This window comes from Pseudomonas sp. H3_E04, assembly GCF_054668915.1.
Genome location: NZ_CP162797.1, coordinates 3,037,761 through 3,057,279, shown reverse-complemented (window position 1 = coordinate 3,057,279; position 19,519 = coordinate 3,037,761). Strand labels below are relative to the sequence as shown.

The following is a 19,519-nucleotide window of genomic DNA, read 5'->3' as shown; positions in this document are numbered from 1 at the left end:
ACACCGCTCCCACAGTGGTATTTGTTGCGGCAATTATTTCGCGCCGTGCTCCCGTCCGCGCAGCAGGTTGTTGGGCATGGCAATCGCCGCCGCCAGCCCCAGCAACGAGACTGCCGTGCTGACCCAGAGCAAGTGGCGGAAGGTCACCTGCAGCTCCGCGCGCAAGGCGTTCTGCGCTTCGCCGGGTGCTGCGTTCAGGCCATCGAGCAGGACGTTGCCCGAATGCCCCTCGCTGATCAGTGAACTGTTCGCCAGGTGGGCAAAACTGGAATCGTGCAGCAACGCCAGCAGCAGCGCCGACATCAACGCCACGCCCACCGCACCGCCCAGTGAGCGGAACAGATTGGTGGTGCTGGTGGCAACGCCGATGTCGCGTTGTTCCACCGAGTTTTGCGTGCCGACCAGCGAGGTCGGGAACTGCATGCCGCCAGCAATACCGCTGAGCAGCATGAACAAACCGCTGAGCAGCGTCGCTTGTGGTGGACTGAAGGCCATGCCGAGAATCGAAATCGGCATGAGGATCGCCCCGGTGAGAATCTGCGGTTTGTAGCGTCCGGTGATCGAGGTGCGGCGGCCCGCAAAATAGGCGCCGATCGGCAAGCCCATCGCCAATGGCAGCAAGTGCAGCGCGGCGCTGTCGGCACCCGCGCCAGTGACGCTCTGGAAGCGCAACGGCATCAGCACGATCAGTGAGATGGCCTGAAAACTGGTGAAGAAAATCGTGCACCAGCACAGCAGCGCACTGCGGTTGGCGAACAGGTGCATCGGCAGCAACGGCTCGCGTGCCCGACGCTCATGCCAGACGAACAGCGCCAGTACCACCACGGCGCAGGCGAACAGGCCGAGCACTTCGCTGCTGCGCGATGAATGACCCTGGCCGACTTCAGTGATGCCGAGCAGCAACGCCGTGAGGCCGATGATCATCAGCACCGTGCCAAGGTAATCGATCACCGGTTTGCGCTGCGGAATCGGCAGGCCGCGCAGGTTGCGTCGTGCCACCCACCACGCGCCAAGGCCCAGCGGCAGGTTGATCAGAAACACCCAGCGCCACGACAGGTATTCGGTCATGTAGCCACCGAGCACCGGGCCGGCGACGCTGGCCACCGCGTACATGCTGCTGAAATAACCCTGATAGCGCCCGCGTTCACGCGGCGGGACGATGTCGCCGATGATCGCCTGGCTCACCGAGATCATGCCGCCGGCGCCGATGCCCTGAAGGATCCGCGCCAGCACCAGCTGTTCCATGCTTTGCGCCATGCCGCAGAACAGCGAGGCGAGGGTGAACAGGCCCATGCCGAACAACATCAGTTTGCGTCGCCCGTACAGGTCGCCGAGCTTGCCGTAGATCGGCACCGCCACGGTCATCGCCACCATGTAACCGGAAATCACCCAGGCCAGCAGACTGACATCCTTGAATTGCGCGGAGATCGCCGGCATCGACACGGCGACGATGGTCTGGTCGAGCGCACCGAGGAAGATCGCCATCATCAAGGCGACCAGCACGCTGCGAATGGCCGGTTTGGGCGTTTCAGGCTGATTGAGAGTGGTCACGGAAAACCTGCGGGCAGTGATGGACCCGCGCGGCCATCGCGCGCGGGTAGATGCTCGCAGTGTAAGTCGGTAGGAAGCTATTCGATAGCCTCGTACGGAAGCCCGACGTAATTTTCTGCAATGGTTTTTTGCCCGGCTTGCGAGCTGACAAAATAGTCCAGTTCCGAAGCGCTGATGCGCTGGCTGAACTCATCGTGATCGTCAAAGCGATGCAGCATCGAAGTCATCCACCAGGAAAACCGCTCGGCTTTCCACACCCGGCGCAGGCAGATTTCCGAGTATTTTTCCAGCAGATCGATGCGATCTTCGCGATAGACCTTCAGCAGAATGTTGAACAGCGTGCTGACATCGCTGGCGGCCAGATTCAAGCCTTTGGCGCCAGTTGGCGGGACGATATGGGCGGCGTCGCCGACGAGAAACATGCGCCCGTACTGCATCGGCTCGACGACAAAGCTGCGCAGCGGCGCGATGCTTTTTTCGATCGATGGGCCGGTCACCAGTTTTTCCGCGAGGGCGTGCGGCAGGCGTTTTTTCAGCTCAGCCCAGAAACGCTGGTCGCTCCAGTCATCGACGTTTTCATCCGCCGGCACTTGCAGGTAATAGCGCGTGCGCGTGGCCGAACGCATGCTGCACAAAGCGAAGCCGCGTTCGTGGCGGGCGTAGACCAATTCATCGTGAACCGGTGGCGTGTCGGCGAGAATGCCCAGCCAGCCGAACGGATAGACCCGCTCGAAAATCTTCAGGCAGTCGGCAGGAATGGACTGACGGGCAACGCCATGGAAACCATCGCAACCGGCAATGTAATCGCAATCGACGCGCCAGCTTTCACCGTCCTTTTCGAAGGTGACAAAAGCTTCGTCGCTTTTCATGCCGTGGGGAACGACATTGCTCGCTTGATAAATTGTTGGCGCGCCGGCCTCCCGACGAGCGGCCATCAGGTCGCGGGTGACCTCGGTCTGGCCGTAGACCATCACGGTTTTGCCGCCGGTCAACGCGTGCAGATCGATGTGCACCTGACGCCCGTCCAGCGCCAGATCGAAGCCGCCATGAACCAGGCCTTCGGCATCCATTCGCTGACCGACGCCGGCCTGACGCAGCAGCTCTACCATGCCTTGTTCAAGCACGCCGGCGCGGATGCGCCCAAGAATGTAATCGGGAGTCTGGCGTTCGAGGATAAGCGTGTCGATGCCAGCGTTGTGCAGCAACTGGCCGAGGAGCAGTCCGGAAGGACCGGCGCCGATAATGGCGACTTGAGTTTTCAGGGTTTTCATTGTTTTTATGACTCGCAAGCTTCACGCAGCAACAGCCGGTGAATGATTTTATGGATCGAGTGCTTGCATTTTTCCCTTGCGGGTCTGTCAATTGAAGGTGAAAACTGAGCCGATACCTGTACATTCTGCCAATCGGTGCGATTATCGCCCATAAACCCGAGGCCTGGATTGAAGTATGAACAAGCCTGCCCTGCCTTCGATTCCGGTGTTCAAGCTCTACGGTGAAAGCCTGGACTGGCCGACCCCGGACTTGCTGCACTGTGAAACCATTTCCTCGCGCAGTCGCGAGCACCATTGGGAAATCAAACCTCACCGCCACGCAGATCTGTGCCAGCTGCTGTTCGTTTTCAAAGGTCAGGCAGAGCTTGAAATCGAAGGCCAGCGCACGCAGCTCGAGACGCCAGCGATACAGGTGCTGCCACCGTTGTCGGTGCACGGCTTTCGTTTTTCCGAAGATGTTGAAGGCTTCATCGTCACCTTGGCCACGCCGCTGATCAACCATTTGCAGGCGCAATTGGGCGATTCGGTACACGCGTTGGCCCGGGCGGAAAACTACCCGGCCGGCAAGGATGGCGATTATCTGAATAGCCTGTTTTCAGCGTTGCAGGCCGAGTACAACGGCCATCAACCGGCGCGGGAAATGCTCATGCATTCGCTGGTCAGTGTGATCATGGTCTGGGTCAGCCGCCAGGCGATCGTCCGCCACAAGGCCAGCCAACGACCGCAACGCCAGCGCGAATACCTCAACGGCTTCATTCAGTTGGTGGAAGAGACTTACCGCCAGCACGTCAAGGTCGAAGACCTCGCCCATCGCCTGGGCATTTCCGTGTCGCACCTTAACGGCACCTGCCGTGAACTGGCCGGGCAACCGGCGTTGCAGATCATGCACGAGCGGCAATTGCTGGAAGCCAAGCGGCTGCTGACCTACACCAGCATGACAATTTATGAGATGTCGGAGTTGTTGGGGTTTTCCGATCCGACCAACTTCACACGCCTGTTCCGCCGCCGCGTGGGAATTTCGCCAAAGGCATTCCGCGACCGCTTGAAGGCCGAGCAACAATCCTGAGAACATCGCCAGACCCCCGGGGGAGTTGCATTCCAGGTCAGGTCTATCAGCGCAATGCGTTCAGCGTGGCATTGTGCGGAATACACCGCTCATAGTTGCAGCTCGCATACTCGCGCGGCAGCTGGCGCAACTGCTCGACCCGCCAGGCAGCGGTGCCGTACAGCGCCAGCGTGGCGGCGCAGGTGATGAAGATGGCGGCGTATCTTTTTGTTTTGATGTTCATGGTGTTCGACCTCTGAACGTCTACCTTGCGGTATTACTTTGAGCATAGGTCAGCGGCGCGCACTTGCCAGCGAGTGCGCTTGAGGATTTAGCCGGCCATTCAGCGAATTGATGCCCATGTGGGAGCGAGCCTGCTCGCGAAGGCGGTGGTGCAAGCGACATCAATGTTGAATGTACTGGCCTCTTCGCGAGCAGGCTCGCTCCCACAAGGGATCGGGTTTACAGGCCGGCATCCCAGGCCGGGGCATCGGGAAAGCGCTGCACGAGAAAGTCGAGCATGCTGCGCAGTGCCGCCGGCATGTGTTTGCGTGAGGCGTACACCGCGTAGATATTCATACGTCGCGGTTCTGCATGTGGCAGCAAACGCAGCAGTTCGCCGTTGTGAATATGCACGCCGGCCTGGTAGGTCGGCAGCATCGCCACGCCCGCGCCGGCCAGGGTTGCGCGCAGGAGGGTGCTGGCCTCGTTGGCGCTGATATTGCCCTGTACCGGCACCGATACCGGTTCGCCATCCTCCTCGAAATGCCACAGGCTCTTGCCGAAATAGGAATGGGTCAGGCAGTTGTGTCGGCTCAAATCCTCAACCGTCTGCGGCGCCGGATGCTCAAGCAGATAAGCCGGCGCTGCGCAGACCACCGAGCGGCACACGGTCAGGCGCCGGGCGATCAGATTCGGATCAAGATCGTTGCTGGTGCGAATCGCCAGATCGATACGCTCATCGACCAGATTCACCGTGCGGTCGAGCATTTGCAGATCGATGCTCACGCCTGGGTAAAGCTTGACGTATGCCGCCATCGCATCGGCCAGTTGCGCCTGGCCAAACGAGGTGCTCACGCTGATTCGCAGCAGTCCGCGCGGCGCATCATGGGGTTCGCTGACGGCGGCCTGCATGTCCTGCGACAGATCGATCATTTGCCGACAACGCGGGAGGATTTCACTGCCTGCGGCGGTCAGGCTCAATTTGCGCGTGGTGCGGTGCATCAGCCGCGCGCCGACCCAGTCTTCCAACTCCGCCAAATAGCGCGACACCACCGGACGCGACAGGTCCAGGTGATCGGCCGCCGCCGACTGACTGCCCAAATCGACCACTGTGACAAATACCCGCATTGCTTGAAGCCGATCCATGATTTGCCCGCTTTCAGAAACAAACTATGTCCAAGCATCGCATTTTTTGTACTGAGTCTGGCAACTAAGCTCTGTTGCATCGCCAGACTGGCATTCGCAATCCGGAGCAACACATGATCGGCTTCACCCCCTTCAAACGCGTTCTGCTCGCCGCAGCATTTTTCGGCTTTGCCGCCCATGCATCCGCCGCCGAGCTGAGCCTTGATGTCTACAACCCGGGCACCCAGGCGATTTTCCCGGTCAGCTCGGTGCTGGTCAGCGGTGAGAAAGAAGCGATTCTGGTCGACGCGCAATTCGGCAAATCCCAGGCCGAGCAAGTGGTGGAAAAGATCCGCGCCAGCGGCAAGCAATTGACCACCATCTACATCAGCCACGGCGACCCGGATTACTACTTTGGCCTCGACACCCTGACCAAGGCATTCCCGCAAGCGAAAGTGCTGGCTTCGCAGCCGACCGTCGATCACATCAAGCACACCGTCGACGGCAAACTGGCCTACTGGGGGCCGAAAATGGGCGCCGACGTGCCGGCGAAAACCATCGTCCCGGACGTGCTCACGGGCGACAGCCTGACCCTCGAAGGCAAGAAACTGCAGGTGATCGGCCTTGACGGCAAACAGCCTGATCGCAGCTTCGTATGGATCCCGTCGCTGAAAGCGGTGGTCGGTGGGGTGGTGGTCGCCGAGAACATTCATGTGTGGATGGCCGACACCCAGACCGCGCAATCCCACGCCGACTGGCTGCACACCCTGCACACCATCGAAAGCCTGAAACCGCAAACCGTGGTGCCCGGCCATTACCTGGGCGACAGCAGCCGCTCGCTGGCCAGCGTGAAATTCACCGCTGATTACATCAAGGCCTTCGATGCTGAAACCGCCAAGGCAAAAGACTCTGCTGCACTGATCGCAGCGATGAAAAAGCGCTACCCGCAACTCGGCGAGGAAAGCTCGCTGGAGCTCAGCGCGAAAGTCGCCAAGGGCGAGATGCAGTGGTAAGCCGAACCTGAACACGCAGCATTTTCAAGCCAACTGGAGAATGTCATGAGCAAGATCGCAATCATTGGTGCCACCGGCCGTGCCGGTAGCCAACTGCTGGAAGAAGCCCTGCGTCGCGGCCACAGCGTCACCGCCATCGCCCGCGATACGGCAAAGGTCAGTGATCGCGCCGGTGTCGTCAGCAAGAGCCTCGATGTGCTGGATTCGGCGGCGCTGCAAGCGGCGGTGGCCGGTCACGACGTGGTGATCAGCGCAGCGCATTTCGCCACCGTCCCGGCCTCGGCGATTGTCGGGCCGGTGAAGCAGGCGGGGGTGAAACGTTTGCTGGTGGTCGGCGGCGCCGGTTCGCTGTTGCTGCCGGATGACACGCGGGTGATCGACAGTGCCGGTTTCCCGGCCGAATACAAAGCCGAGGCGAGCGCAGGCGCGGCCTTTCTGGAAGCGTTGCGTCACGAGCAGGAACTGGACTGGACTTTCCTGTCGCCATCGGCGGAGTTTGTTGAAGGTGAGCGCAGCGGTACATTCCGGGTTGGCAAGGATCATTTGTTGGTCAGTGCCGAAGGGCGTAGCTGGATCACCTTTGCCGATTATGCGATTGCACTGATCGACGAAGTGGAAACGCCGAAGCATTCGCGGCAGCGTTATACCGTCGGTTACTAAGACCGGGCGAAGTCTCAATGTGGGAGCGAGCCTGCTCGCGAAGGCGGCATGTCAGTCAACATTCATGCTAAGTGAACGATGGCATTCGCGAGCAGGCTCGCTCCCACAGGCCAGTGTAGATTTTCAGCGAGACCAGGCCTGTTCGACCAACCAGTCCATCAATTGCTGAAGAGCCGCGCAAGGTTCCGCGCCCTGCGGCACCACCACGTAATACGCCAGCCCCGTCTTCACCTTCAATTCAAACGGCATCACCAGCCGCCCGGCGTCCAGATCATCACCAATCAGCGACCAGTCCCCGATCGCCACCCCCGTGCCGTGCGAGGCCATCGACATCGCCTGATCCAGCGTTTCGAAATGCTGCCCGCTGCCAAGGTTGCCCAGTCGCAATCCTGCTGCATCGAGCCATACCGACCAGTCCTGAATGTCGTGGGTCGGGTGCAACAACAGATGATTCTGCAAATCCCTGGGTGAATTGAGCGCCGGGGAGCCTTTGAGCAATTGCGGCGAGCAGACCGGTGTCAGTTGCTCGTCGAACAGATGCAGCGCGCCTGGCGAATGGTCAGGCGGCGGGCCGTAGATTACGGCGGCATCGAAGGGCTCGCGCTGAAAATCCACACCGTGTTGCAGCGAGGCCGTCAGTTTCACCGGCACGTCCGGGCGTTCCTTCTGCCATTGCAGCAGACGCGGTAGCAGCCAGCGCATCACGCAGCTCGGCGCCTTGAGTTGCAAGGTTTGTCGCGTCCGGCCGATGTGCTCGGCCGCCTCGCTGATCAGCCCGAAGACCTTCTCCACCTGCGGTAGCCATTCACGTCCTTCGGCCGTCAGCGCCAGCCCTCGGGCCAAACGAATGAACAACGGATAACCGAGCTGTTCCTCCAGCCCGGCGATCTGCCGACTCACCGCGCCTTGAGTGATGTGCAACTGCTCGGCGGCGCGGGTGAAGTTGCAGCATTGCGCGGTGATCCAGAACGTGTGCAGCGCGGGCAGGGGTGGCAGGCGTTTCATGGCGATCCGAGGTATGACGTGAGGACATGGCTAGTATGACTTTTAATCGATTGTTGCTGCTAGGTGTGCGCCGTTCCAATGGGCACTCCACGGACCCTGTGGGAGCGAGCCTGCTCGCGAAGACGGTTTCATCATCAACACCAATGTTGACTGATCTGGCGCTTTCGCGAGCAGGCTCGCTCCCACAGGGGTTCGGTGTCTGTCTATGGGAATGAAGGGCAATCAACATGGCAACGTGCGGCGAAGTACTGGTCAGGCTGTTGGAAAATTACGGGGTCGAGCAAGTGTTCGGCATTCCCGGTGTGCACACCGTTGAGCTGTATCGAGGCCTTGCCCGTTCAAGCATCAACCACGTTACGCCTCGCCACGAACAGGGCGCCGGGTTCATGGCTGACGGTTACGCGCGCACCAGCGGCAAGCCCGGTGTGTGCTTCATCATCACCGGCCCGGGCATGACCAATATCACCACGGCCATGGGCCAGGCTTACGCCGATTCGATTCCGATGCTGGTGATCTCCAGCGTGCAGTCGCGCAGTCAGCTGGGTGGTGGGCGCGGCAAGTTGCATGAGCTGCCGAACCAGAGCGCACTGGTCGGCGGCGTCGCAGCGTTCTCGCACACGCTGATGTCCGCTGCCGAACTGCCGGTGGTGCTGGCTCGCGCTTTCGCGCTGTTCCAGGCCGGACGACCGCGTCCGGTGCACATCGAAATTCCGTTGGACGTATTGGTGGAAGAGGCCGATGAATTGCTCGCCAGCGTGCCGGTGACTATCGACCGCGCCGGCGCCGCTCCGGCTGCCGTGGACCGCATGAGCGAACTGCTCGCGGCTGCTCAACGACCTCTGATTCTTGCCGGCGGCGGTGCTATCGACGCGGCACCGGAGCTGGCGCGACTCGCCGAATTGCTCGACGCTCCTGTGGCGCTGACCATCAACGCCAAAGGCACGCTGCCGACCAGCCATCCGTTGTTGATCGGCTCGACACAAAGCCTGGTCGCCACTCGCGCACTGGTCGCTGAAGCCGATGTGGTGCTGGCGATCGGCACCGAGCTGGCCGAGACCGATTACGACGTCACGTTTGCCGGCGGCTTTGAGATTCCCGGCAAGCTGCTGCGCATCGACATCGATGCCGATCAGACCGTGCGCAACTACCCGCCGCACGTGGCACTGGTCGCTGATTCGCGCAACGCCGCGCAAGCATTGCTCAGCGCCTTGTCGCACCAACCGCTGGCCGAGCGCCGCAGTGATTGGGGCCAGGTTCGCGCCGCGCGTCTGCGTAATGAATTGGCCGCGAGCTGGGATGCGCCAACGCTGGCGCAGACGCGTTTCCTCGAAACCGTGTTGCACGAATTGCCCGAAGCGGTGTTCGTCGGCGATTCCACGCAACCGGTGTACACCGGCAACCTCACCTTCAACCCCGAGCGTCCACGTCGCTGGTTCAACGCATCCACCGGTTACGGCACCCTCGGCTACGCGTTGCCGGCGGCGATTGGTGCGTGGCTCGGCGGCCAACTTGATAACGGCGCGCGCCCGCCCGTGGTATGCCTGATCGGCGACGGCGGCTTGCAGTTCACGCTGCCGGAACTGGCCAGCGCCGTTGAAGCACGGGTGCCGGTGATCGTCCTGCTGTGGAATAACCAGGGTTACGAAGAGATCAAAAAGTACATGGTCAACTGCGCCATCGAACCGGTCGGCGTGGACATCTACACCCCGGATTTCGTTGCCGTAGCCAAGGGCCTCGGTTGCGCCGCGCAAGCCATCAGCAGCATCGACGAATTGCGCGCAGCGCTGCGTAAAGCGACGGACCGGCAAGGCCCGACGCTGATTGAAATCGACCAGAACCAGTGGATGCAGGCGGTGGCCCAATGATCAGCTTCCCAACCACACTCGACGGCCTCTACATCAATGGCCAATGGTCGTCGGGCCGCGAACATCTACGGGTGATCAACCCCGCTACCGAAGCGCTGCTGACCACCGTCAACGGCGGTGACGAGCAAGCCGTGGATCAAGCGATCAGCGCGGCGACCGAGGCGTTCAAACGCTGGTCGAAAACCACCGGCACCGAGCGCGCGGTGATCCTGCGCAATATCGCCAACGGCGTGCGTAACGGTCGCGAACACTTGATGAACCTGCAGTCGAGCAACAATGGCAAACCGCAGTTCGAAGCGGCCATCGATGTCGATGACGTGATCGCCACTTTCGACTATTACGCCGAACTCGCCGAAGGCCTCGATGCCGGTCAGGACAGCAACGTGCCGCTGCCCAGCGAGGATTTCAGCGCACGCTTGCGGCGTGAGCCATGCGGCGTGGTCGGGCTGATCGTGCCGTGGAATTTCCCCATGGTCACCACCGCGTGGAAACTGGCACCAGCACTCGCCGCCGGTTGCTGCGTGGTGCTGAAACCCTCCGAAGTGACGCCGTTGCCGGAGCTGGAACTGGCGGCGATCATCGCTGAATCCGGGTTGCCCGACGGCGTGTTCAATCTGGTCTGCGGCACCGGGCTGGCGGTAGGCGCGCCGTTGTCGGCCGATCCTCGCATCGCCAAGATCTCCTTCACTGGCAGCAATGCGGTTGGCGTGCAGGTGATGCAACGCGCTGCCGAAACGGTGAAGGGTGTGAGCCTTGAGCTGGGTGGCAAATCGTCGTTGCTGGTGCTGGCGGATGCCGATCTGCAACTGGCGGTGGAACTGGCCTGTGGCGGCGCGTTCTTCAACGCCGGGCAGATGTGCTCGGCCACCAGTCGGGTGCTGGTCGCCGAGCAATTGATGGATGAATTTCTTCAGCGTCTGCAAAAACGTGCGCAGGCGATTCGAGTCGCCGATCCGTTCGACCCGGAAGTGGAGATGGGCGCGCTGGTCAATCAGGCGCAGTACCAGCGGGTGCTTGGGCATATTGATCGCGGCCTGAGTGCGGGGGCGCGTTTGCTCTGTGGCGGCAATCGTCCGGCGGATTTGCCGCGCGGTTATTTCCTGCAACCGACGGTGTTCACTGATGTGCCGCTGGACAGCGGGTTATGGCGCGAAGAGATTTTCGGCCCGGTGGTGTGTGTGCGCGGTTTTGCCAGTGAGGCCGAAGCGATTGCCTTGGCCAACGACACGCAGTTCGGCCTGGTCGCGAGTGTAGTGACGCGCGATGCCACAGCGGCGGATCGCGTGGCCAATGCTTTGCAGGCGGGGCTGGTGTGGATCAATGCGCCGCAGGTGATCTTCCCGCAGGCGGCGTGGGGAGGGTACAAGCAGAGCAGTGTTGGACGCGAGCTGGGGCCTTGGGGGTTGGCGGCGTTTCAAGAGATCAAGCATGTGATCCGCGCGGTCTGATCATAGATATGTAGCGCCTGGACTGACCTCTTCGCGAGCAGGCTCGCTCCCACATTGGAATGCATTTCCCTGTGGGAGCGAGCCTGCTCGCGAAAGCGTCATAAGGCTCGCTTCAGATTCCGGATCAGACTGAAAGCCGCAACCGCGCCAAATCTCTCCCACACTGGAATGCAGTTCCCTGTGGGAGCGAGCCTGCTCGCGAAAGCGCCATAAGCCCCGCTTCAGATTCCGGATCAGACCGAAAGCCGCAACCGTGCCAAATCTCTCCCACACTGGAATGCATTTCCCTGTGGGAGCGAGCCTGCTCGCGAAAGCGTCATAAGGCTCGCTTCAGATTCCGGATTAGACTGAAAGCCGCAACCGCGCCAAATCTCTCCCACACTGGAATGCATTTCCTTGTGGGAGCGAGCCTGCACGCGAAAGCGTCATAAGCCTCGCTTCAGATTCCGGATCAGACCGAAAGCCGCAACCGCGCCAAATCTCTCCCACACTGGAATGCATTTCCCACTGGGAGCGAGCCTGCTCGCGAAAGCGTCATAAGCCTCGCTTCAGATTCCGGATCAGACCGAAAGCCTCAACCGCGCCAAATCTCTCCCGCACTGGAATGCATTTCCCTGTGGGAGCGAGCCTGCTCGCGAAAGCGTCATAAGGCTCGCTTCAGATTCCGGATTAGACTGAAAGCCGCAACCGCGCCAGATCTCTCCCACATTGGAATGCATTTCCCAGTGGGAGCGAGCCTGCTCGCGAAAGCGTCATAAGCCTCGCTTCAGATTCCGGATCAGACCGAAAGCCGCAATCGCGCCAGATCCCGCAACGGCGGTGCGCCAAACAGTCGGCTGTACTCACGGCTGAATTGCGACGGACTTTCATAGCCCACCCGATACCCCGCCGCCGAGGCTTCCAGGCCTTCGGTCAGCATCAGCCGCCGCGCCTCTTGCAGGCGCAATTGCTTCTGGTACTGCAACGGACTCATCGCCGTCATCGCCTTGAAACGGTGATGCAGGGTCGACACGCTGAGGTTCACTTCCCGCGCCAGATCATCGATGCGCAGCGGTTGCTCGAAGTTGCCGTTGAGCCATTTGATCGCCTGGCTGATGCGATGGCTCTGGCTGTTGGCAATCGCAATTTCATACAGACGATGGCCCTGCGGGCTGCGCAGCAGGCGATAGAGAATCTCCCGGCGAATCAGCGGCGCGAGCATGGCGATGTCTTTCGGTGCGTCCAGCAGCCGCGCCAGACGCAGCACGGCGTCAAGCATGGCGCTGTCGATTTTTTCCACGTACAGACCGCGTCCGGTCGGGCGCGTCGGTACGCCCATCGGGCCGGCGTCGGCGATCAGCGCGGTGATTTCGGTCGGGTCGATGTCCAGGCGCACGGCGAGGATCGGTTCCTCTGGCGAGACGTTGACCACGCGGCCGCTGAGCGGCATCGAAACCGACACCACCAGATAATTCAGCGGGTCGTAATTGAAGAACTCGTCGGCCAGGCGCACCTCTTTTCGCCCCTGCGCCATGATGCACAGCGCCGGCTGCGCGAGCACCGGGGCGAAATCATGGGATTTGGTGTGGCGCGACATCACCAGCGAACCGATGGCGGTCTGGTAGCTGCCATCGTCGCTGGTGTTGCGGCGGATGATCGCCGCCAGCTCCGCACGCTGCTTTTCCATGTCGGCGCTGGGTTCGGCTTGAAAACGATCGAATGACGTCATGCACGGCATCCTCGGCAAGTGAGGGGGAATGCAGCAGAGCATATGTTTGTGCAAGCAACGGCGGTAGACACATTCTGCCTAATGCTTGCCTGATTCTGCACCGCGCCGTTTCCGGCCGTCGCCGAGACGCCCGGTCGTAGGAGCTGCCGAAGGCTGCGATCTTTTGATTTTTGTTTTTCAGATCAAAAGATCGCAGCCTTCGGCAGCTCCTACAGGGCAGCGTTGGCGGCCGGGGTTTTGGCAAGTCTCGCAGGATTGTGCAACGCGAAGGCAGGAATCGACTAACGGCGCGGCCGCCCCGGCCCTTAATCTTTGCTCCAGTCGCAGCCTGTCCCCCGGCTGCCACGCGATTTCATGGAGGGTTGATCATGTCCAAGCAGATGCCTGTCAGTCATATGGCCTTCGTTCGTGCCCAGGCCGGGCGCTCGGCGGAACTCGGTGTGCGCCTGAGCGCTTTGATCGAGGTCTCGCGCGCGGCGCCCGGTTGCCTGAGTTTCTCGTTGCAACAATCGCAATGCGACACCGACCTGTGGCTGGTCAGCGGCTACTGGAGCAGCCAGCAGATGATGACTGCATACTTCAATAGTCCGTCGATGGAAGTCTTCGCCGAGCTGGTCCAGGATCTGGTGGTCAACAGCCTCGACTTCCACACCTTCAGGGACGTTTCCGCCGCGCAGGCCCTCGGTCAATGTTCGGCGCCGATACACAAACTTGCCGGTTGAGGGTTTAATGTCCGGCTTATTTGATTGAGCCAGGATCCGCGACATGGCACGTAAAGAGTTTGAACGCTTCGAAGCAGTCTCCGCAGTCGTCCCCGTTGAGCTGGGCGGTAACAAGGGTTATTACGCGGCCATCGCGGTCAAGGCCCTGGTCGATGGCGGCGCACCACGCTTTCACAAATTGCTCGATGAGCAGGTGTTTCCCGGCGCCATCGCTGCCGATGAAGCGGCAATCAATGAGCTGGACAAGCTCAAGGGCGTCACTGATGACGCCGAGCTGATCTGGTAATTATTTCTGCGCCCCGGGGCGCCACATCTTGAACAGAGCCTCAGGCCCCAGCTGGAAATAATCAGCAGGACCGCCGCCGCGCAAAATCGGTTGTGCGGCGGCGGTGTCGTAGATGCCGTCCTTGAGTAGCCATTTGGCGATGTGCACGGCGACCACCTCGCCGAGGATCAGCCAGCTCGGCACCGTTTCGCCATCGGCGCGTTGCAGCTGGATGATCTGCGTGACTTTGCACTCGAAGGACACCGGGCTTTCGGCGACCCGTGGTACCGAAATCACCTTTGACGGCACGGTCGTCAGCCCCGCCAGTTCAAACTCGTTGACCTCAGGCGCGACCATCGCGCAGCTCTGGTTCATCTGCTCGGCCAACGGGCGGGTGGCGAGGTTCCAGACGAACTCCCCCGTCTGCTCGATGTTGTTCAGACTGTCTTTGCGCCCGACGCTGGAAAAACCAATGATCGGCGGCACGTAATTGAAGGCGTTGAAGAAACTGTAGGGCGCGAGATTGAGTCGGCCTTCGGCATCCTGCGAGGAAATCCAGCCGATGGGCCGCGGGCCGACGATGGCGTTGAACGGATCGTGAGGCAGGCCGTGGCCATTGGCGGGTTCGTAGAAGTGGATGTCATCGGACATGGAGAGCGGATTCCTGAGCTGCATTCGGATGCCGCCATAGTGCAAGGAGCCACCGCATATTGCCACCCGGACGCGAGACCCTGTAGGAGCTGCCGAAGGCTGCGATCTTTTGATTTGTCTTTTTCAAGATCAAAAGATCGCAGCCTTCGGCGGCTCCTACGGGTTCGGCGCAGGACACGGATTTTGTGTCCTGCCAGCGATGCAGTCCGATCAGTCAGTGACGATCCGCGAGTGCTTCTGGGTGTCTTTCATGGTGATGTACACCAGCAGCGACACGGCGATGCACGCGGTGACGTACCAGTAGTAACCGGTTTCCATGCCGATGCTCTTGAACCACAGCGCGATGTATTCGGCGGTACCGCCGAAGATCGATACGGTCAGTGCGTACGGCAGGCCGACGCCCAGGGCGCGGATTTCGGTCGGGAACAATTCGGCTTTGACCACCGCGTTGATCGAGGTGTAGCCGCTGACGATGATCAGCGCCGCCATGATCAGGAAGAAGGCGCCCCACCAGGTCTGGATGGTGTGCAGGGTCATCAGGATCGGTACGGTGAAGATCGTACCGAGCACGCCGAACGCGATCAGGATCGGACGCCGGCCGATCTTGTCCGACAGGCCGCCGATGATCGGTTGCAGGCACATGAACAGGAACAGCGTGGCGGCGGAAATGGTGGTCGAGTCGGAGATGCTCATGCCGACCGTGTTCACCAGGTATTTCTGCATGTAGGTGGTGTAGGTGTAGAACGCCAGGGTGCCGCCCATGGTCAGGCCGACCACGGTCAACAGCTCTTTCGGATGACGCATCAAGGTGCGCATCGCGCTTTCCTTGGATTTTTCTTTCTTGGTGAACGACTCGGTTTCTTCCATGCCGCGACGCAGGTACAGCGCCACCACTGCACACAGCGCACCGATGGCGAACGGAATACGCCAGCCCCACGCGTACAGCTGTTCGGTGGTCAGCATGTTCTGCAGCACGATCAATACGCCGAGGGCGATGAGCTGGCCGGAGATCAGGGTCACGTACTGGAAACTCGAGAAGAAGCCGCGACGTTCCTTGGTCGCCATCTCGGACAGGTACGTCGCCGAGGTGCCGTACTCGCCGCCGACCGAAAGGCCCTGCAGCAAACGGGCGAATACCAGCAGGATCGGCGCGCCGATGCCGATGGTTTCATAGTTCGGGCTCAGGGCGATCAGCAGCGAGCCGAAGCACATCAGGTACACCGAGGCCATCAACGCTTTCTTGCGCCCGACCTTGTCGGCGTACATGCCCATCAGCCAGCCACCGATCGGACGCATCAGGAAGCCCACGGCGAAGATCGCAGCGGTGTTCATCAGTTGCGCGGTGGTGGAGCCGGCGGGGAAAAAGGTTTTGGCGAAGTACAGGGAGAAGGCGGCATACACATACCAGTCGTACCACTCGACCATGTTGCCGACAGAGCCGCTGAAGATCGATTTGATCCGGCTGGCGGTAGTTCTTGGTTTGGCCGGCACGGCAGCCGACCCAAGGGGCAGGGCGTTGGAGTTATCCATTGAAGGATCCTTCGTTTAATTGTTGTTGTGGAGCGCGTCGGAACGCAGCCTGCCAGGGCTATAGCAGGAGGTGTGCCAACGGGGAGGGAGCCGGTTTAGAGGGGCCGGTGAGATCGAATGAGCGGAAATCCGCTTATGGCTGGGTCGTGGTGAGCGGGAAATTGCTCATTAGGTTGATCGGCCATTGTTGCCTGCGCTGGCTCCTTCGCGGACAAGCCCGCTCCCACAGGGTTTTGTGCTGAACCCTGAATTTGTGACCTCCACCGACCATTGTGGGAGCGGGCTTGCCCGCGAAGAGGCCCGATCAAACACTGCCAAAGTCAGCTGCCTTGAACAAACATCTCCCGACTCAACCCATGCCGCTGCATCTTTTCGTTGAACGTGCGGCGTGGCAGTTGCAGTTCTTCGAGCACGGCTTTGACATCACCTTTGTGCCGGGTCAATGCCGCGCGCAGGCATTGCGCTTCGAAGGCTTCCTGCTGGGCCGCCAGCGACTGACCCGGATCAATCGCCGCCACTGGCTCATCCAGGCCCAACACCTGACGCTCGGCGACGTTGGCCAGTTCGCGTACGTTGCCTGGCCAGTCATGACTGAGCAGGTGACTCAGCTGCGCGCCGGTCAACGGCGCAAAGGTCCGGCCCAGACGCTGGGCGGCGTTCTGGGCAAAGGTTTCGAACAGCAATGGAATGTCTTCGCGGCGATCACGCAGCGGCGGCAAACGCAGTTCGGCGACGTTCAGGCGATAAGCGAGATCCTCACGAAAACGCCCGGCACGGGCTTCGTCGAGCAGGTCCGGTTTGGTCGCCGCGACAATCCGCAAATCGACGCGAATGCTCTGGTTCGATCCCAGCCGTTCAAGTTTTTGCTCCTGCAAGACCCGCAGCAGTTTCACCTGCTGGGCCAGCGGCATGCTTTCGATCTCGTCGAGAAACAAAGTGCCGCCATCGGCATATTCCAGTTTGCCGATGCGCTTGCCGGAGGCACCGGTAAACGCGCCGCTCTCATGGCCGAACAGCTCGGCCTCGAACAGTTGCTCCGGGATCGCCGCGCAGTTCAGCGCCACGAACGGTTTGCCGGCGCGCGGGCCGAAATCATGCAGGCAGCGCGCGACCAGTTCCTTGCCGCTGCCGGTTTCGCCACGGATCAGCACGTTGACCGGCAACGTCGCCAGATCCAGCACTTGCCGACGCAACGTTTGCAAGCCACGGGATACGCCCAGCAACGTCGCATCCAGCTTCGCGCGGTTGTCGGCGAGTTCGTGCAGGGCGCGGTTTTCCAGGACCAGGCGGCGTTTGTCCAGCGCCCGGCGCAGGCTGCCGAGCAGGGTCTCCGGGCTGAACGGTTTTTCCAGAAAATCGTAGGCGCCGTCGCGCATCGCCTCGACCGCCATCGGCACGTCGCCATGGCCAGTGAGCAGAATCACCGGCAGATCGGCATCGCGCTGTTGCACTTGCGCGAGCAATTGCAAACCGTCCATGCCGGGCATGCGCACGTCGCTGAGGATCACCCCGGTAAAGTGTTCCGGGAGCGCGGCGAGGCATTCTTCTGCGCGACTGAACAGTTGCACCTGAAACCCAGACAGGCTCAGCCACTGTTCAACGGCGTTGCGAATGCTGCTTTCGTCGTCGACCACCATTACCGAATTGAGCATCAGATGTGTGCCTCCAGATCGATTGGCAGGGTCAGGCTGAACACCGCGCCGTGGTCGCCATTCTCGACGCTCAGGCGGCCGCCGGATTCATGCACGATGGCGAAGGATACCGCCAGCCCCAGGCCCAGGCCGTCACCTACCGGTTTGGTGGTGAAGAACGGATCGAACACCTGGCCCAGTTGCTCCTCGGCAATGCCGCCGCCGTTGTCGCTGACGCTGAGCCGCCACAATTGCTCATCCGCCTCGAGACGGATTTCCAGGCGCTTGCAGGCTTTGCCCTGCATCGCGTCCAGCGCATTGCGCAGCAGATTGATCAACACCTGTTCCAGACGAATCGCATCACCCCGCACCCACGCCGGACGCGCCAGATGCAACACAAGGCTGACTTGCTCGTCACGCAGGCGCGCATCGAGCAGTTGCAGCGATTGATCGATCACCGTTGCCAGGTCGAGACGTTCGCGCAAGCCGCTCGGGCTTTTACGCGCGAAGGTCTTGAGGTGGCCGGTGAGGGCGGCCATGCGCGTGAGCATGTCGTCCACCGGTTTCAGCGCCTTGTACGCGTCATCGACGCGGCCATGTTCGAGCAGCAGGCGCAAGGTTGCCAGTTGCATACGCTGGGCGGTCAGCGGTTGATTGATTTCGTGGGCCAGCGCGGCAGACATCTGCCCCAGCGCGGCGAGTTTGGCCGATTGCACCAGACTTTCCTGAGCGGTGCGCAAGTCGCGAGTGCGCTCCTCCACTAAGCGTTCCAGCTCTTCGCGGTTGCGCTGACGGACCTTGGCCAGCCGCCAGCGCTGATTGAGGAACAGCAACAGGAACACCAGCGCCAGCCACACCCCGGCGGCGGCCAGCGCGGCGTTGCGCAAATCTTCGAAGGCGACTTGCGGGCGGCGCAGCAGGTGCAGCGTCCAGCCCTCGGTCGTCAGTGGTAGCGATTCCCAAAGATAGTCGGCAGTGCCGTCCGGGCCTTCGACCCGGCGCAGATCACTGTTTTCATCGAAGCGACGCAACGGCAAATGGGTCAGCGGTACCAACGATTGCTTGTCGTACTGGCGCGTGGATTTGATCTCGGCCAGGTCGCTGGCGCTCAACGGCCGCAAGGCGCGATAACGCCAGCCCGGCTGATTGGCAATGAAGATGATCCCGCGCGCATCGCTGACCAGCAGCGTATCGCTGCCCTGGCTCCATTCGCGTTCCAGCTCCGGGAATTCCAGTTTGACCACCATTGCGCCGAGGAACTCTTCGTTGTCCCCGAGCACTGCGCTGGAAAGGAAGTAACCGGGAATGCCACTGGTCACGCCTACCGCGTAAAAACGCCCGGTGCCTTGGGTGCGGGTCTGGCTGAAGTAAGGACGAAAACCGTAGTTGTGCCCGACGTAACTGCTGGGCAAGCGCCAGTTGCTGGCGGCCACGGCCAGACCGGTGCGATCGAGCAGTTCAAGGGTCGAGGACTGCGCCGCACCGTTGATCTTTTCCAGCTTCAGATTCAGTGCCGCTTGCTGCGCAGCATCGACCGGGCCGGCCAGGGCAGAACGCAATTGCGGATCCAGCGCCAGCACGGCGGGCAGCGCGCGGTAGCGGTCGATCAGCGTGTGCAAGGAGTTGGCGTAAAGCCCCAGTTGCTGATTGGCGCGGGCGGCGTCTTCTTCCAGCGCCTGACGCTCGGCATGGTGCATGGCGAACGTCGCGGCCACGCCCGTGCCGGCGATGATCAGCAGGGAATACAACGACAGACGCAGGGTACGGGAAGTCGGCAACATGCTCGGTGCTGGGTCGGCAGAACGGG

At 61.2% G+C, this 19,519-nt stretch carries 17 protein-coding genes; 7 read left to right on the top strand and 10 right to left on the bottom strand.

Going from position 1 to position 19,519, the window contains the following annotated elements:
• Positions 1-33 precede the first annotated feature (33 nt).
• Both AB4N53_RS13685 and pobA read right to left on the bottom strand, forming a co-directional pair.
• Positions 34-1,551, bottom strand: a complete 1,518-nt coding sequence (locus tag AB4N53_RS13685; protein ID WP_460121094.1) for an MDR family MFS transporter — start codon at positions 1,549-1,551, stop codon at positions 34-36.
• 77 nt (positions 1,552-1,628) lie between these two features.
• Positions 1,629-2,822, bottom strand: coding sequence for a 4-hydroxybenzoate 3-monooxygenase (pobA, locus tag AB4N53_RS13680; protein ID WP_460121092.1), 1,194 nt, complete (start codon positions 2,820-2,822; stop codon positions 1,629-1,631).
• Positions 2,823-2,997: 175 nt separating this feature from the next.
• On the opposite strand from pobA, the gene AB4N53_RS13675 reads away from it, so the two are divergent.
• A complete protein-coding gene (locus tag AB4N53_RS13675; RefSeq protein ID WP_460064975.1) occupies positions 2,998-3,888 on the top strand; it encodes a helix-turn-helix domain-containing protein in 891 nt (296 codons plus the stop codon).
• Positions 3,889-3,934: 46 nt separating this feature from the next.
• Here the strand turns inward: AB4N53_RS13675 and AB4N53_RS13670 are convergent, their stop codons facing one another.
• Together AB4N53_RS13670 and AB4N53_RS13665 are read right to left on the bottom strand one after the other, a co-directional pair.
• Positions 3,935-4,111: a hypothetical protein gene (locus AB4N53_RS13670; RefSeq protein ID WP_016773438.1), complete on the bottom strand. Its 177-nt coding sequence runs from the start codon at positions 4,109-4,111 to the stop codon at positions 3,935-3,937.
• A gap of 218 nt (positions 4,112-4,329) precedes the next feature.
• A complete protein-coding gene (locus tag AB4N53_RS13665; RefSeq protein ID WP_460121090.1) occupies positions 4,330-5,235 on the bottom strand; it encodes a LysR family transcriptional regulator in 906 nt (301 codons plus the stop codon).
• Between the two features lie 113 nt (positions 5,236-5,348).
• Between AB4N53_RS13665 and AB4N53_RS13660 the strand changes: the two genes are divergently transcribed.
• Both AB4N53_RS13660 and AB4N53_RS13655 read left to right on the top strand, forming a co-directional pair.
• Positions 5,349-6,227: an MBL fold metallo-hydrolase gene (locus tag AB4N53_RS13660; protein WP_460121088.1), complete on the top strand. Its 879-nt coding sequence runs from the start codon at positions 5,349-5,351 to the stop codon at positions 6,225-6,227.
• 45 nt (positions 6,228-6,272) lie between these two features.
• Positions 6,273-6,887 carry an NAD(P)-dependent oxidoreductase gene (locus AB4N53_RS13655; RefSeq protein WP_460121086.1) on the top strand — a complete coding sequence of 205 codons (615 nt, stop codon included), beginning with the start codon at positions 6,273-6,275 and terminating at the stop codon, positions 6,885-6,887.
• A gap of 123 nt (positions 6,888-7,010) precedes the next feature.
• Here the strand turns inward: AB4N53_RS13655 and AB4N53_RS13650 are convergent, their stop codons facing one another.
• Positions 7,011-7,892, bottom strand: coding sequence for a LysR substrate-binding domain-containing protein (locus AB4N53_RS13650; protein ID WP_460121084.1), 882 nt, complete (start codon positions 7,890-7,892; stop codon positions 7,011-7,013).
• A gap of 227 nt (positions 7,893-8,119) precedes the next feature.
• Here AB4N53_RS13650 and AB4N53_RS13645 point away from each other — a divergent pair, with 227 nt between their 5' ends.
• The gene (locus AB4N53_RS13645) at positions 8,120-9,757 is read left to right on the top strand and encodes a 5-guanidino-2-oxopentanoate decarboxylase (protein ID WP_460121082.1); all 1,638 of its coding nucleotides are present in this window, start codon (positions 8,120-8,122) and stop codon (positions 9,755-9,757) included.
• Positions 9,757-11,205: an aldehyde dehydrogenase family protein gene (locus AB4N53_RS13640; RefSeq protein ID WP_460125457.1), complete on the top strand. Its 1,449-nt coding sequence runs from the start codon at positions 9,757-9,759 to the stop codon at positions 11,203-11,205. The genes AB4N53_RS13645 and AB4N53_RS13640 overlap by 1 nt, the downstream gene beginning before the upstream one ends.
• Before the next feature lie 778 nt (positions 11,206-11,983).
• On the opposite strand, the gene AB4N53_RS13635 is transcribed toward AB4N53_RS13640, so the two are convergent.
• The gene (locus tag AB4N53_RS13635; RefSeq protein ID WP_042607330.1) at positions 11,984-12,913 is read right to left on the bottom strand and encodes an AraC family transcriptional regulator; all 930 of its coding nucleotides are present in this window, start codon (positions 12,911-12,913) and stop codon (positions 11,984-11,986) included.
• Positions 12,914-13,281: 368 nt separating this feature from the next.
• Here AB4N53_RS13635 and AB4N53_RS13630 point away from each other — a divergent pair, with 368 nt between their 5' ends.
• Positions 13,282-13,635 carry a putative quinol monooxygenase gene (locus AB4N53_RS13630; protein ID WP_434766541.1) on the top strand — a complete coding sequence of 118 codons (354 nt, stop codon included), beginning with the start codon at positions 13,282-13,284 and terminating at the stop codon, positions 13,633-13,635.
• A 43-nt stretch (positions 13,636-13,678) separates the two neighbouring features.
• Positions 13,679-13,921 (top strand): hypothetical protein, encoded by a 243-nt coding sequence (locus tag AB4N53_RS13625; protein WP_039758265.1) that lies wholly within the window; start codon positions 13,679-13,681, stop codon positions 13,919-13,921.
• On the opposite strand, the gene AB4N53_RS13620 is transcribed toward AB4N53_RS13625, so the two are convergent.
• From AB4N53_RS13620 to AB4N53_RS13605, 4 genes are all read right to left on the bottom strand, one after another.
• Entirely contained in the window at positions 13,922-14,551 is a 630-nt protein-coding gene (locus AB4N53_RS13620; protein ID WP_460121079.1) for a flavin reductase family protein, read from the bottom strand.
• A 210-nt stretch (positions 14,552-14,761) separates the two neighbouring features.
• Positions 14,762-16,081, bottom strand: a complete 1,320-nt coding sequence (locus AB4N53_RS13615; protein WP_024014128.1) for an MFS transporter — start codon at positions 16,079-16,081, stop codon at positions 14,762-14,764.
• A 320-nt stretch (positions 16,082-16,401) separates the two neighbouring features.
• A complete protein-coding gene (locus tag AB4N53_RS13610; RefSeq protein WP_460121077.1) occupies positions 16,402-17,733 on the bottom strand; it encodes a sigma-54-dependent transcriptional regulator in 1,332 nt (443 codons plus the stop codon).
• Entirely contained in the window at positions 17,733-19,493 is a 1,761-nt protein-coding gene (locus tag AB4N53_RS13605) for an ATP-binding protein (RefSeq protein ID WP_460121075.1), read from the bottom strand. Before AB4N53_RS13605 ends, AB4N53_RS13610 begins: the two co-directional genes overlap by 1 nt.
• Positions 19,494-19,519: the final 26 nt, after the last annotated feature.

What these genes read in the sequence shown, in the direction of transcription:
- pobA (WP_460121092.1), bottom strand. Translation starts at nt 2,822, where the DNA reads ATGAAAACCCTGAAAACTCAAGTCGCCATTATCGGCGCCGGTCCTTCC.
- AB4N53_RS13645 (WP_460121082.1), top strand. Translation starts at nt 8,120, where the DNA reads ATGGCAACGTGCGGCGAAGTACTGGTCAGGCTGTTGGAAAATTACGGG.
- AB4N53_RS13655 (WP_460121086.1), top strand. Translation starts at nt 6,273, where the DNA reads ATGAGCAAGATCGCAATCATTGGTGCCACCGGCCGTGCCGGTAGCCAA.
- AB4N53_RS13605 (WP_460121075.1), bottom strand. Translation starts at nt 19,493, where the DNA reads ATGTTGCCGACTTCCCGTACCCTGCGTCTGTCGTTGTATTCCCTGCTG.
- AB4N53_RS13665 (WP_460121090.1), bottom strand. Translation starts at nt 5,235, where the DNA reads ATGGATCGGCTTCAAGCAATGCGGGTATTTGTCACAGTGGTCGATTTG.
- AB4N53_RS13610 (WP_460121077.1), bottom strand. Translation starts at nt 17,733, where the DNA reads ATGCTCAATTCGGTAATGGTGGTCGACGACGAAAGCAGCATTCGCAAC.
- AB4N53_RS13615 (WP_024014128.1), bottom strand. Translation starts at nt 16,081, where the DNA reads ATGGATAACTCCAACGCCCTGCCCCTTGGGTCGGCTGCCGTGCCGGCC.
- AB4N53_RS13620 (WP_460121079.1), bottom strand. Translation starts at nt 14,551, where the DNA reads ATGTCCGATGACATCCACTTCTACGAACCCGCCAATGGCCACGGCCTG.
- AB4N53_RS13635 (WP_042607330.1), bottom strand. Translation starts at nt 12,913, where the DNA reads ATGACGTCATTCGATCGTTTTCAAGCCGAACCCAGCGCCGACATGGAA.
- AB4N53_RS13625 (WP_039758265.1), top strand. Translation starts at nt 13,679, where the DNA reads ATGGCACGTAAAGAGTTTGAACGCTTCGAAGCAGTCTCCGCAGTCGTC.
- AB4N53_RS13630 (WP_434766541.1), top strand. Translation starts at nt 13,282, where the DNA reads ATGTCCAAGCAGATGCCTGTCAGTCATATGGCCTTCGTTCGTGCCCAG.
- AB4N53_RS13675 (WP_460064975.1), top strand. Translation starts at nt 2,998, where the DNA reads ATGAACAAGCCTGCCCTGCCTTCGATTCCGGTGTTCAAGCTCTACGGT.
- AB4N53_RS13660 (WP_460121088.1), top strand. Translation starts at nt 5,349, where the DNA reads ATGATCGGCTTCACCCCCTTCAAACGCGTTCTGCTCGCCGCAGCATTT.
- AB4N53_RS13670 (WP_016773438.1), bottom strand. Translation starts at nt 4,111, where the DNA reads ATGAACATCAAAACAAAAAGATACGCCGCCATCTTCATCACCTGCGCC.
- AB4N53_RS13650 (WP_460121084.1), bottom strand. Translation starts at nt 7,892, where the DNA reads ATGAAACGCCTGCCACCCCTGCCCGCGCTGCACACGTTCTGGATCACC.